Source organism: Secundilactobacillus collinoides DSM 20515 = JCM 1123 (assembly GCF_001435975.1).
GTDB classification, from domain to species: Bacteria; Bacillota; Bacilli; order Lactobacillales; family Lactobacillaceae; genus Secundilactobacillus; species Secundilactobacillus collinoides.
In genome coordinates this window covers 91,849-105,721 of record NZ_AYYR01000074.1, presented here as the reverse complement: position 1 = coordinate 105,721, position 13,873 = coordinate 91,849, and the positions used below count along the sequence as shown (strand labels likewise).

The window sequence follows — 13,873 nt, the reverse complement described above, 5'->3', positions numbered from 1 at the left end:
GCACAAAAGTCAGGACCGGACTTTTCTGCCCAGAGTCGCTTCTGCTCCGCCCCCTATGCGCCTTGCTTCACACTCTACAAATTAACATCCATATTAAACGTCAACTTAGAAAGACCAAGCCCCTGTTCAAACAAATCATTCATCAAATTTGTTGTCTTCGACTTCATATCCGCTACCACAGCGTAGTTTTGCTTGGTCAGGTAAGCCGTCAGAGCCTCGCCCTTTAAGTCGGTTGCAGCGGCATCCGACTCTTCCAAGTGGGTTTGGAACGCCTGCTTAGCGGCGGTCAGATAATCCGTGTCCGTTTCAATAAATTCTGCGTAGTGCGATTCAACTAATACCGATAACTTACGGTACATCCAGTAAGCACTGTCCGCATCTGCATGGAATGGCGTTGTTGAATACGACGGATCCGTATCCGTTGCGTTCGCAAAGAATGGGACATACGGACTGAATGCCGGCACACCAAAGCATAACCACATGATGGCTGACTGCTCAGCGGGCACGTTATTGCGTAACTGGAGCACGTGGGAATTTTGCGTCCGGTTCATAGAAATCGGGCGGAATTTTGTTTTCAGATCTTCTGGTCCGCGGCCTAACGGGTCGTAATCCGTTTCGTTATAGTGAGAACTCAGAATATATTCAACGTCTTCCACACTGATTTTACGTGACGCGTGGCAAATGAATGGTAACTCGGACGAGGTGGGTTCCTGTTCAATTTCAGGATTCAAGTAGCGTTGGCCAAACCAGACCCGCGGTGTGTTGTAATGGCGATCCTTTTCAGTACTGGTTCCAAAAATATGGCGGAAGTTCCAGCCAGAAAGATCCGGATTCAAGCCGTGGCCGCTCACGAAGTCTTGAATGCCCTCAGCCCACATAAAGTTGTCCGTATCGGTAAAGTCCACCGTTTGAATGGCAACTTGGTTCGCTGTCACCACGTAGGCGTCGTCCGGAATGCGTTCAGCAACCCACATGTGGCCAGTCACGATCTCCATGTACCACGCTTCATCATTGTCAGCGAACAGAACACCATTACCTTCAGGCGATCCGTACTGTTTGATCAGCTTACCAAGGTAGTCAACACCGTCACGTGCTGAAGTGATAAATGGCAGCACCATTGTTTGCAGACTGTCTTCAGCTAACCCGTTTTCGATCCATGGATCATAGGCCAGCGTCTTCGGGTTGCCGTAGACACTTTCCGTTGCACTCATTGCAACGTTGCGTTCGTTAAAGCCGCTTTCAGCATAGATACCCTCCTTAGCAACATCCGCATTCGGTGTCTGTTGGTAGCGCATCCCTGTTTCAGGAAGCGGTGCTGTAAACCCATTTTGGTTCGACACCAACGTCTCGTGGCGGTCGCTGACGGCAGGCTTCATTTCAAACCTCTGCGGTGTCAACGGTAAAAAGGTATCGTCGTTTCTGGCAATCATGACGGAACCGTCAATCGAGGCTGCCTTCCCGACTAACACTGACGTACATGCTGATTCTTTCATTTCAAGATCTCCCTTTTGCGTGTTTGGGTTTTATTATACCCCACTGTTGCTGAAAGGAACTGTGAGGACAATTACAATTTTTTGAACGTGTGCGGCCTGTTTTTGTTGATGCTGTTGGTGCTGTTGGTGCTGGTTGGGCGGCTATTTGTTTTGCTTGCTGGTTCGCTTGATGAAGCGCGTTTAGCAAGGCATGGGCCCCTGCAGAAGCAACTCTGGTCTCAAAAGTCAGAACCGGACTTTTCTGTGTTCCCTTCTTCTCTTGCCGAAACGCGTTCAGCAAGGCAAGGCGCTACTGCGTAAGCAACTCTGGCAAAAATTCCAGGCCCATGAATTTCTGCCAGAGTTGCTTACGCTCCGCTCCTTAACCGCCTTGCTTCACGCTCTGTGATAGTCAAAACCTTTCACCTACCCATTGTTGATTCATTTTGACTATTGTGTATCATTCAAGGTCGATTTTGTGTTACCATTCTTTAGACTGATGTTTGAGAATTTCTAGTTTTTGGACGCTTTAAATGCAGGCCATTGGATTTTTAGCAAATTGGGCGCTAAAAATCGCCGTTCATCAACTGTCATGCTGACTCATGGCAAGTTGACCGGTGGTGACACACCACTTTTCATGAGCGATTCTGTACTTGTTACGACCGTGCGCACTTGTGACAGCAATGTCAGCAACTGTTCACTGAACCTAGCACCCATCGCAAAATTTGACATCGGATGCAACACTGACGCACCGGCTTGTCCTTTAAGCTCCATTTAAGCTAAAACTTGCAATATAGAGTGTTGCAATCATTACTTGATAGCTATTAGCAATCAACCCTGTGTCTTATTGGGGAATTATTTTAGGAGGTGATGGCTTGGCCACCAAAACCAAACGGCCCTATCTTTACGAAGTTGATCTTATGCGAGTCATCTTTATTTTTGGGGTGTTACTGAACCATACGACAACGGTGTTCATGGGACACATTGTCAACACGACTAACAGTCAAACATTTCTTGAGGCAACCCACCTCATCTTGCACTTTACGCGGATGGGGCTTTATGTTCATGTCCGGCTTAGTGCTTACACTGAACTATTACAATCGTGATCCGCACTGGATCAAATTCTGGAAGAAACGTTTCTCTAGTTCCGGGATTCCTTATTTAGCGTGGAACGCCATCATTATGGTCTTCTTGATTGTGCTTGGTGTCGGTTTTTCCTGGCAGCATTTAGGTGCTGATTACTGGGACGCTATCATTCATGGGGACCAGTTCTACATGTACTACATCTTAGTCACGTTACAACTGTATGTGCTGTTCCCGTTACTGGTCATGCTGTTTAAAAAACTACCAAAATCGCATGCCGGTATCATGGTGGTCAGTTTTATCATTCAGATGTTCCTGATGATCGGCATTAAGTACTGGTTGCCGCACGTTGATACTAGCAACTGGTGGTTCCTGTTTAAAAACTATGGTGAAAACGTGCTGGTTTACCAGTTCTACTTCCTATTTGGGGCGTTTGTTTCGATCCATTACAAAGAGGTCGATGCTTTCATCGCCAACCATGCGAAAGCACTTGGATTCTTCACGGCTGTATTAGCGCTTGGAACCGTTGCACTGTACTGGTGCAACATTCACATCCTTAAGCTGTCGATGGCAGCGACGATGTCCGTTCACCAACCATACATGCTGGTTTACGATACGGTCATGATCATCTTTGTCTTCTGGTTTGGTCGTCAGTATGCTTACGCGCGTCAGCACGGGCTCTGGCCATGGCTCGACCGTTGGATTCACAACGGCGCTAAGGTTTCATTCGGGATCTATCTCGTGCAGATGATTCCGTTGACCTTCCTGACCCTGATCATGAATTACATTCACATGCCAGCATGGTTGCTGGTCCTGTGCTTGCCTATCGGTTACGCATTCGTCGTCGGTATTGCATTCTTGATTTCGTGGTTCTGCTACAAGGTACCGCCATTTGGTGTCTTGATTGGCCGACCACAGATTCATCTGCACCGCCGTGCACCCGCTGTTACAGCACAACCATCTAAAGAAAAATAATATTAACCTAAAAAGCAGCTCGTCCTTCGTGGGCAAGCTGCTTTTTTTGTTTATACTTTTTGGTTCGCTAAGGCTTTTTTCAGGTAACGGCCAGTCTCAGATTTTTTGCTTGAGATCAAGTCGTCAATTGTTCCGCTAACCAGCAATTGACCGCCTTCATTGCCGCCTTTGGGTCCAAGGTCAAGGTTATAATCGCCGTTTGCGATCATCTGCAGGTCATGTTCGATCGTGATAATCGTCGCGCCGTTAGCCAACAATTGATCAAACACCTTCAGCAGCACGGTAATGTCCCGCGGGTGCAACCCGACAGACGGTTCGTCAAACACGTACAGCGTGCCCTGCTGCTTGCGGCCCATTTGGGTGACCAGTTTCAACCGCTGAGCCTCGCCGCCGGAGAGCGCCGGTGTGTTTTCACCAAGCATCAGATAGCCGAGTCCCATGTCATTGAGCACCTGCAACGTGGTTTCAATGGCGGGTTCATCGCTGAAGACATCAAGCGCATCCGTCACAGATAACGCAAGCAGCTCCGCAATGTTGTAGCCGTGCCATTTGACCGTCAGCGTTTCCGGGTTATACCGCTTGCCCTCACAGGTCGGGCACACTTGGGCAATATCCGGCAAATACTGGATGTCCAAGTTGATACTCCCCGTGCCGCCGCACATTGGACAGGCACCAGCCTTTAAGTTGTATGAAAAACGACTCGCAGAATAGCCCTTCTTCTGTGCTTCCGGCGTGGCTGCATACAGGTCGCGAATCCGATCCAGAATGCCGGAGTACGTGGCAACTGTCGAGCGAACATTTTTCCCAACTGGCACCGAATTGATCACCCGGACTTGGCGGATGTGGTGATTGTCAAGGGTCGTCACCTGGCTGGGCAGCGGCTGGTGGTGCCGTTGAGCTTCGATGGCCGGCACGAGTGATTGCAGGATCAAAGTCGTTTTCCCCGCCCCGGAGTACCCCGAAACCATGGTCAACCGGTTGATGGGAAAGTCAGCGGTCACATTGTTGAGATTGTACTGATGACTGACGCCAACTTGTAAATGCCCTTTTTTAAATAACGTCTTAAGAGGTGTCTTTTGGTGAATCTCAATCGGCGCTTGTCCGCTAAGATACGGCCCAATCAATGATTTAGGATCCTGAATCACTTTGGCGACCGGTCCCTGAGTGACGATCTCGCCGCCAACTTCCCCGGCGCCCGGTCCGATCTCGATCAGGTAGTCACAGGCAGAAATGATGCTTGAGTTATGGTCCACAACGACCACTGAATTTCCAATGGCCACCAACCGCTTCATGACGCTGATCAGACCGTCAACGTTCGCAGCGTGCAAGCCCACGGACGGTTCGTCCAACACATAAAGCACGCCGGTGGTTTCACTGTGGAGCACCTTGGTGAGCTGAATCCGTTGCAGTTCGCCAGTAGACAAACTTTCACCGGCCCGGTCCAATGTCAAATAGTTTAGCCCCAGTTCGAGCAAAGGCTGCAAAAGACGGGTCAGCTCACCGACCAGTTGTGCGGCCAGGTGCTGCATCTCGTCGGGCAGTGCCGGCGCAATTCCACCCACAAAATTGTTTAATTCGGCAATCGTCATCGCACTCACTTCAGCAATGTTCTTACCGTTAATCAAACTGGTTAGTAATTTCGGTGCAAACCGCGAGCCGTGACACGTTGGACACGTCATGACCTTATAAAAGCGGTCTAAGCGTTTTAACGTTCTTTCGTTAGTACTTGATGCTAGGGTGTCCGAAATGGCGTTAGACGCGTTTTCATACACCGCATGGTCCATCGTGAACACCTTACCTGTGGCCGTCGGAATGTGAATCTGATATTCACGTTTTTCACCGTTTAACACCAGATCCTTTTCGTGGTCTGTCAGGTCCTGATAAGGCACGTCGACTCGAACCCCCATCTGGGCGACCACAAACGACATAAAGTTCCGGCCGGGTAGGTGCCAGGATGCCACTGCACCATCGTTGATCGACTTGGTCGGATCCCCAATCAGGGTCGCCGGGTCGATCTGCCGCAAACTGCCAGTGCCGCCACACGTTGGACAAGCACCGTTTGAGTTAAACGCAAAGTCTTCAGCACCGGGCACGTAAAACTGCACGCCGCACGTTGGACACGTGATGCGACCCATTTGATCGCCCTCCGCTGCCATGGCGTGGGCAATTTCGATAGTTGGCGGCACCTGGTGACCATTCGGACAGCGCGGTGATGACAGCCGTGAGAACATCAGTCGAAGAATATTCAAAACCTCAGTCATCGTCCCCACGGTAGAACGAACACCGGGAACTGATGGCCTTTGTTTCAGTGCAACCGCCGCTGGCAGATACCGGACCGATTGCACCTGCGCCGCGGCAGCCTGGGTGATTCGACGCTGAGTATAGGTGGACAAAGCCTCCATATAACGCCGGGAACCCTCAGCATAGAGCACCCCTAACGCAAGTGATGATTTCCCTGATCCAGAGACCCCCGCGATTGCCACCAATTGGTTTAGTGGAATGTCAACATCAATGTGTTTTAAATTATGCACGTAAGCATCGCGAACCTCAATGCTCACGGGTAACGTATGTGCTGTCTTATCCGTCATAATATGCCCCCTGTTTGTAAAACTTCTGAATTTACGGTATGCCAGCAGCCGATAATTGTCAATTAAGTTGAATGCGATTTACTGGGCGCCTTTTTGCTGCTCACTAATTTCATAAGCACCAGTTTCCGAGCAATAAAAAAACCACTTAGGCCCCACATGGGTACCCTAAGCGGCGTTATGATTATAGTTTTGAAGTCAACTTAACATCCGGATATTTATCCTTGAACCAGCGCTCAGCAAAGTCGTTTTCAAATAAGAAAAGCGGCTCCCCAGCAAGGTCCTTGACCAGTAAATTCCGGCTCGAAGACATCCGTTCATCCAGTTGTTCAGGATCGATCCAACGGGCAGTCTTATGACCCATCGGTTCCATGATGACATCCGAATTGTACTCGTTTTGCATCCGGAACTGGAAGACTTCAAACTGCAACTGACCCACGGCACCAAGGATGTAATCACCCGTTGTGTAGGACGTATACAGTTGGATGGCGCCTTCCTGGACCAGCTGATTGATCCCCTTGTGGAAGGATTTTTGCTTCATCACATTTTTGGCCGTGACTCTGACAAACAGTTCTGGTGTAAACTGCGGTAATTTTTCGAACTGCAGCTTCTTCTTACCGGTATAAATCGTATCGCCAATCTGGTAGTTCCCGGTATCGTAGAGACCAATAATGTCCCCGGCAACGGCCGTATCAACATTTTCCCGGGTATCCGCCATGAACTGCGTCACATTTGACAGCCGCATCGTCTTACCGGTGCGCCCTAGTGTGACGTCCATGCCATGGTTAAAGCGGCCGGAACAGATCCGCACAAACGCGATTCGGTCCCGGTGCTTCGGGTCCATGTTCGCTTGAATCTTAAACACAAAACCAGAAAAATTGTCATCCGTTGGTTCAACTTCGTCACCTTCAGTCGTCTTGTGTTCTTCCGGCTGCGGCGCAAACTGCAGATAAGTCTCAAGGAAAGTCTTGACCCCAAAGTTGGCCAATGCAGACCCGAAGAAGACCGGTGTCTGGTCACCTTTGGCAATCTTATCCATGTCAAAGGCGTTCCCGGCATCTTCGATCAGCTCCATGTTATCCCGGGCATCTTCGTACCACGAATCATCGTGCAGTGGGTTGTCCGCAGGAATGTCCCCGTCATCGTCTAACGGCACGTAGGCGGTCTCTTCAGAATCTGGCCGGAACATAGCGACCCGGTTATGGTAACGATCATAGAGTCCTTTTAATTCCTTCCCCATACCGATCGGCCAGTTCATTGGGTAACCTTCGATGCCTAAAACATCTTCCAGCTCGGCAATGAGATCAAGCGGGTCGCGGCCATCACGGTCCAGTTTGTTCATGAAGGTAAAGATCGGGATACCCCGCATCTTACAAATTTTAAACAGTTTTTTGGTTTGCGGTTCGATCCCTTTTGCGGAGTCGATAACCATGACGGCTGAATCCACCGCCATCAGTGTCCGGTACGTATCTTCAGAGAAATCCTCATGGCCGGGGGTGTCCAGAATGTTGATGCGCTTGCCCTCATAGTCAAATTGCATCACGGAACTTGTGACAGAAATGCCACGCTTTTGTTCGATTTCCATCCAGTCAGATTTGGCAAAGTTGCCGCTCTTACGGGCCTTGACCGTCCCTGCTTGGCGCACGATGCCCCCAAACAGCAGCAGTTGTTCCGTAATCGTCGTCTTCCCGGCATCAGGGTGAGAAATGATGGCGAAAGTCCGCCGGGTGGCGACGTCATTGGATAATGTTGTCATAGTGTCGTTCCTTTCAATTTTTCGGTTGGTTTATCGTTCATAATTTAAATTTAGTCCATCTAGTAGTATAACTTACTGACGCGTATTAGCCAATTGCCTGCACGAACTTGTTTGGCAAACAGCAAGAAAGACCGGGACGTTACTCCCAGCCTTCCACTGACACTTATTTATAAGTTGTGTGCTTAACGCAATTAGCGCTTGCCTACTGCAGAACATCGCAACATCCACGAAACCGGGCTGCAATCAACCGTTCTTTTCGATCTGGTGGACGACGTAGTTCACGATTTTCAGTGAACTTAGCCCATCATCAATGGCACAGAAGCGTTTGTAAAACTTCATAAAGCGGTCATCGTCACTCATATCTGGTTGTTGAAGGTCCTTCTTAATGCCCGCCAACAATTCTTTTTCGTTGTTAGCAATATCACCAGGCAGATCCTTCTCGTAATCCAAATAGAAGCCTCGCAGTTCATCCTTATACAAATGATAATCGTACGGGTAGAACAGAATTGGCCGCTTAAGGTAAGCGTAATCGAAGAACACCGATGAGTAATCGGTAATCAGCATATCGGACACGAGGTAGAGATCCGAAATGTTGGGGTAACTCGAGAAATCGTAAACGAAATCTGTGTAGTTGCTGATATCTAACGCATTAGCGATCAAGTAGTGCATCCGCAAGATCAAGACTGTATCCTCACCGAACTGTTTCTTAAAGTCGTCAAGGCTAAACGGCAATTCGAAGGTGTACTTTCCCTTTTCAGCGAACTGGTTATCCCGATAAGTAGGCGCGTAAAGCACGACCTTCTTGTCTAACGGGATTCCCATTTCTGCCTTCAATCGTTGAATATCATCGGTTGAAGAGTTTAGCAGTTCATCGTTACGCGGATACCCGACTTTGAGAATCTGGTTGTTGAACCCAAAAGCCGACCGGAAGATGCGTGTTGAGTAATCGTTCGGTGAAACCAGTGCATCCCAGCGGTTGGCTTCCTTCACAAAGTTGGCGTGGTACTTGGCCGTGGTCGTCCCAGGCATCGATACGTTTTCAATATCGAGACCCAGTTTTTTCAGCGGCGTGCCGTGCCACGTTTGAATGTAAGTCACATAGTTTGGCTTTCTTACCCAAGAAGGAAAACGGGCGTTACTGATCCAATACGTGGCTTTCTCCAGTGTCCGGACCCACTTCGAGGTTCTGCGGACAACAAACGGGATGTTGTTTTGCTTACAGAATTTCTTCAATGACCGGTCAATTGACCAAACAAAGTTAAACCCTGGATAGAGCTCCTTAAATAAGCGATAAATCGCGTATGGACTGTCACTGACCTGCCGACCGCCAAAGGATTCAAACACAATGGTGGTCTGATCGTATGGTCGGTGACCGGATTTAAACAGGAAGCGCATCCGCCGCAAGTTGACCTTATCTTGAACGGTGCGGCCAAGGTCAACGACAGCGTGGGTCTTTCCCGGCACTGCCGCAATCTTTTCACCCAAGGATGGTGCCGGGAATTCCTTGATGACGATGCCGTTATTGAACCGCTTTTCAATCAATACCATCCGACTGCCTGGCAAAATCGCCTGAACGGTCTGCCCTTCAAGCGACCGCGCAAGGATCAGCCGCTGGTTTATCGGTTGCGACCCCATTTTGTATGAAATGTACAGGTCTTCAATCGAATCTTGCGGCAGGTCGGTCAGCGGAATGGTGACCTTAAATAAACCGCGCAACGTGCCCTTTTTCGTTGGGTACGCCAGCTTTGCATCTGAATTACGCGATTTTAAAATGATTTTTTGATCAGTGATTTTTTGATTATTAATTTTATTGTAACCGGTAATCTGCAACGTATTGTCCACCAGGTTGACCGCGTTAACTGTAAATTCATCATCCGCTTGGCGAATGTGAATGTTCAATGTGGCCATACCTGCCGAGTCAGCGTTGAATTGAAACTGACTGGTAAGGGACAGCTGGTGCCGGTCACTTAAGTACTCACTTTCAACCTGAAGAATGACCTGTTCTTCATTGGCATCGAAGGCCAAGAAAAGCTGCCAGGTAAATTCCGACTGGTCAAACGCGTTGAACTGCAGCTTGGCAGGATCCATCTGAACCCGAACCAGGTTGTTATCGATAATGCGGGTCACCGGCATCGTTATTGAAGCCAAACTGGTCGTTTCCAAGAAGGTCACTCGTAAATTATCGAAGGAACCTGGGACATCGATCAGTTCAAGTTCCAGTTCTTGTTTTTGTTTTTTTTGATGTAGTCCTGATAATATTGCACGCACGAGAACGACTCCTTAGTAGTTAAAGATCAATAGTTGTTGCATATAGGCCGCGAAGTGCGGGTTGTCATTGAGATCAATGAACAGGCTAGCCGGCACGTCTGCGAATTCGGTGCTGATGAACTCAGCGTAAAATTCAAAAATCGAGTTGAACCGGTGGAAGTCCACGTGGTCAACAACTTCATAATACGGCCGTTCTTCGCTCAAATGATAGCTGACTTCGTCGGTCTTTTCATCAGTCTCAGAGATGAGATTCGTGAAGGCCATCTTAGACGTTCGCTGCATCTCATAATCATAGGTGACGTGACGATTGTGACGAATGAAACGATAGACGAGTTCCCCAGCCCCGTTGAGCAACAGGCTTTCATCGTGCTTGCCATCCGTATAGTGCAGCAAACCGATCTGTTTGCCATCTTCATAAACGGCAGCGGAGACGGGCCGATTCTGAGAAATTTTGGTGGCCGTGATCAATTGACCCGCTGCGTCTGTAATTTCCTCGGCCACAATATCGCCGTCAGCCACATACCGTAGGATCACGTTGTCTGTGTTGTCCGTCGCACTGAATTGTTTTACCTCAAGCTCACGATAATCGGCAACAAATTGATCCTTTGCCGTCACCGTAATTCCCGGCTTCTTACTAACCAGTTCAGCCAGCGATGTCACCTGAACGCGACTGGACTTGACCAGTGACTGGATCAGCTGTTTAGCCGTTTCATATTCATCAAACTGCACCATACCCAGCAACACTGTGATCTGGATATTCTCGTTCAGCAGCATCTTGATTTTTTGTTTAAACGTCAACTTTTTGATACCCGCTAATGACGTTACTAAAAAAATTGCCTGCTTCATTATTACCCTCGCTTTTACAATAAAATATCCCTAGTCGCAACCGGGGATATTGTCGTCACATTCTACTTGTTTTCTTTCCAATCGGCACCGGTTGTCAACCCAAGATCCTGCTTGATCTTTGTGGTTGAAATACCTTCCGTCCGTGGCAGATAAATGACTTCACAGTAATCCTTCAGGAAGTCGAACTTGCCCTTCCAGTCGTCACCCATCACAAAGATGTCGATGTCATTGTCCTGAACGTCCTTAATCTTTTGATCCCAGTTCTTTTCTGGAATCACTTCATCCACGTAACGAATGGCTTCCAAAATATACTTTCGGTCTTCGTAAGACGTGTAGGCGCGCTTGCCCTTAACAGCATTGAACTCGTCTGATGACAAGCACACGGTCAAATGGTCGCCTAAGGCTGCTGCCCGCTTCAATAATCTAACATGGCCCTTGTGTAATAAATCAAAAGTGCCGTAAGTAATAACTTTTTTCATAAAATCTCCCGCTTATCTCTTTAATCGCTTTTTCGCTTTTAATGTTGTGTATCCCTGAGTCCTAACTCGACTATAATATCATAAATTGGGTAGCAACCCAATATCTGACCCGGGAAAGTTTGCCGTCCTTAGTAATCCCTTAAGAAACTGACCGCTATTTTGGCTGCTCAGACTGGGATTTCGTTCGCTGCTCGTGTTGAAGCTGCACCAGATTGTAGATGAATTCGATAATGGTCTTGACCACCGCGTATAGTGGTACGCCGAGAATCATCCCAAACAAGCCCGCAATGTTGCCCGCCACCAGCAGGATAATAATGATGGTCAGCGGATGAATGTTCAGCGTCCGGCCAATCACGTTCGGATAAATAAAATTACCATCTACTTGCTGGACAACGATGGTGACGACCAATACTAAGATTACTTGGGTCAGGCCGCTTTCAATGGCAACAATCAGTGCCGGCAGCACCCCAATATAGGGACCGACATAAGGGATGATGTTGCACATCCCAGCGAAGATTCCCAACAACAGCGCGTATTTTTCTCCAACGAGACTGAATCCGATCGATGTAAAAGTCCCAACGAACAGGATCTCGATCATTTGACCGCCAATGTAACGGGACAGCGTGTGACTCATTTTATTCAGCAGGTCAACGGTTTCATCAGCGCGTTTTGACGGCAGCATTTTTTTGATTCGCGGAATCAGTTTATGGCCATCCTTCAGCATATAAAACAGCATGACCGGCACCGTCACAGCAACCACCGTCACGCTGGTAATCATCCCGACCACAGTCCCGACACTGGAGGTCAGACCATTCATAAACTTTTGCGCGTAACTCGCCAGATTTTTTTCTATCTGAGCCCCGTACTTACTAAAGTCAACGTTTTGCAGCCACTTATAGCTGCTCAGCTTATCATTAATATCAGTCAGTCCATTTTGAATGATCTTGATAATGTTCGGCACGTTATTGACCAGTGTGCTGACCTGTTGAATCAAGCGTGGAATCAGCCAAACAATACCCCCTGCCAAAACGGCAAAGAAAATAAGAAAAATAAGTGCAACTGCCCAAGTTCGGCTGATATGATACTTGCCAATTTTAATTTTTTGAATCAATTTCACCACGGGATTTAACAGGTAAAACAGCACTCCCGCCAATAGAATTGGCATGAAGATCGTGTTAAAAAATGTCGCGATGGGTGAAAATAGAAAATCGATTTTCGTACAGACCCAAATCAGCGTGGCCACGATCAGGATCTCGAGTGACCAAAACAGTAATTTGGACCTGTGAATCTGATCAAACATAGGCCCTCCCTCGTTTCGTGTTGAAAATAAGTCTATTATAACTTGATTATCGGGCGGGTACCAGCGCCAGCGCCGGATTACTGCAAAATCGCGACAAGTGTCGGCTTTGATTGGGAATGGCTTGCTGAATAGCCCATTGTAAGCGCAAATCATTTCAAAAAAATGAACCCAGCCATCGTCTATGGTTGGGTTCATTGATTAAATTTGACCTCGAAAGCAACCCATTAGCTACGCCGGGAAAGTTCGAGATAGCGTGAATACCAGAGATCAACGTATTCTTTGGAGAACGGCCCTTTTCGATTATTGATCCAATCAACCAAAATAAGAACGTTGGCCTTTAAGATTTGATCGATCTCTTTGGAGTAATGCCAGCGACGACTGAACACTTCGTACTCATCAACGTCAAGCAACCGCTTTTCACCGTCAGGAAAGACCTTGACGTCTAAGTCATAATCAATATACTTTAATGCTTCCTTATCCAGAACGTATGGTGAAGCGAGGTTACAGTAATAAGAAATACCGTTGTCTCGGATCATCGCTACCACATTAAACCAATAGTGTTTATGAAAATAAACGATTGCCGGTTCACGAGTCACCCACCGCCGCCCATCGTCTTCAATGACTAACGTGTGGTCATTGCAACCGATGAGGGCATTTTCACTTGTTTTGAGTACCATTGTATCGCGCCAAGTTCGATGCAAACTTCCGTCGTGCTTATAGCTTTTGATCGTAACGAAGTCGCCTTCCTTAGGTCCTCTAGCTTCGCGCGCCATATAGTTTAAACCCTACTTTCTCCTAAAGTATCGGGTATGATTAATAAAAAATTCACCTGTTATTATAACAAATTTTCAGATGTTTGCATACTATTTGTGTAGGGAGCCGCAGAAAGCGATTAAAGAGTGATGTTTCGGGCTTCTGGTCAGTAAAATTAACCTGGTTTTAAGTGACCGGAAGCCCTTAGACACCACACTGCTTGCTTCTGACGTCCCCTGGCGGCACCAGGAAAATTAAGACCTGATGTTGATGAGTCTATGATGAAATGTAAAAATGAGCGTCAGCATATTGGTGTTTCCAATTCAGCAATGCCCTTGCAATGAATAAATGGCCAA

11 protein-coding genes are annotated in these 13,873 nt (G+C 47.8%); 2 read left to right on the top strand and 9 right to left on the bottom strand.

What is annotated here, in order from left to right; genetic code table 11:
* Positions 1 to 74 precede the first annotated feature (74 nt).
* Entirely contained in the window at positions 75 to 1,493 is a 1,419-nt protein-coding gene (locus FC82_RS12185; protein ID WP_056997149.1) for a C69 family dipeptidase, read from the bottom strand.
* A 579-nt stretch (positions 1,494 to 2,072) separates the two neighbouring features.
* On the bottom strand, positions 2,073 to 2,246 hold the full coding sequence (locus FC82_RS16925) for a hypothetical protein (RefSeq protein ID WP_161939732.1): 174 nt from the start codon (positions 2,244 to 2,246) through the stop codon (positions 2,073 to 2,075).
* 101 nt (positions 2,247 to 2,347) lie between these two features.
* Between FC82_RS16925 and FC82_RS17210 the strand changes: the two genes are divergently transcribed.
* Together FC82_RS17210 and FC82_RS12180 are read left to right on the top strand one after the other, a co-directional pair.
* A complete protein-coding gene (locus tag FC82_RS17210) occupies positions 2,348 to 2,578 on the top strand; it encodes a hypothetical protein (RefSeq protein ID WP_235809234.1) in 231 nt (76 codons plus the stop codon).
* Complete coding sequence (locus FC82_RS12180; RefSeq protein WP_235809233.1) at positions 2,538 to 3,530, top strand: acyltransferase family protein; 993 nt, start codon at positions 2,538 to 2,540, stop codon at positions 3,528 to 3,530. Before FC82_RS17210 ends, FC82_RS12180 begins: the two co-directional genes overlap by 41 nt.
* Positions 3,531 to 3,580: 50 nt before the next feature.
* Here FC82_RS12180 and FC82_RS12175 read toward each other — a convergent pair whose 3' ends face one another.
* The 7 genes from FC82_RS12175 to ntdP form a co-directional block, all read right to left on the bottom strand.
* Positions 3,581 to 6,118 carry an excinuclease ABC subunit UvrA gene (locus FC82_RS12175; protein ID WP_056997148.1) on the bottom strand — a complete coding sequence of 846 codons (2,538 nt, stop codon included), beginning with the start codon at positions 6,116 to 6,118 and terminating at the stop codon, positions 3,581 to 3,583.
* Positions 6,119 to 6,299: 181 nt separating this feature from the next.
* Positions 6,300 to 7,871, bottom strand: coding sequence for a peptide chain release factor 3 (locus FC82_RS12170; protein WP_056997147.1), 1,572 nt, complete (start codon positions 7,869 to 7,871; stop codon positions 6,300 to 6,302).
* Positions 7,872 to 8,114: 243 nt separating this feature from the next.
* A complete protein-coding gene (locus FC82_RS12165; RefSeq protein WP_056997146.1) occupies positions 8,115 to 10,139 on the bottom strand; it encodes a CDP-glycerol glycerophosphotransferase family protein in 2,025 nt (674 codons plus the stop codon).
* A gap of 12 nt (positions 10,140 to 10,151) precedes the next feature.
* Positions 10,152 to 10,985 carry a hypothetical protein gene (locus tag FC82_RS12160; protein WP_056997145.1) on the bottom strand — a complete coding sequence of 278 codons (834 nt, stop codon included), beginning with the start codon at positions 10,983 to 10,985 and terminating at the stop codon, positions 10,152 to 10,154.
* Positions 10,986 to 11,047: 62 nt separating this feature from the next.
* Positions 11,048 to 11,464: a glycerol-3-phosphate cytidylyltransferase gene (gene tagD, locus FC82_RS12155; RefSeq protein WP_054762510.1), complete on the bottom strand. Its 417-nt coding sequence runs from the start codon at positions 11,462 to 11,464 to the stop codon at positions 11,048 to 11,050.
* A 154-nt stretch (positions 11,465 to 11,618) separates the two neighbouring features.
* Positions 11,619 to 12,764, bottom strand: a complete 1,146-nt coding sequence (locus FC82_RS12150; protein WP_056997144.1) for an AI-2E family transporter — start codon at positions 12,762 to 12,764, stop codon at positions 11,619 to 11,621.
* A 224-nt stretch (positions 12,765 to 12,988) separates the two neighbouring features.
* Complete coding sequence (gene ntdP / locus FC82_RS12145; protein WP_054710041.1) at positions 12,989 to 13,537, bottom strand: nucleoside tri-diphosphate phosphatase; 549 nt, start codon at positions 13,535 to 13,537, stop codon at positions 12,989 to 12,991.
* Positions 13,538 to 13,873: the final 336 nt, after the last annotated feature.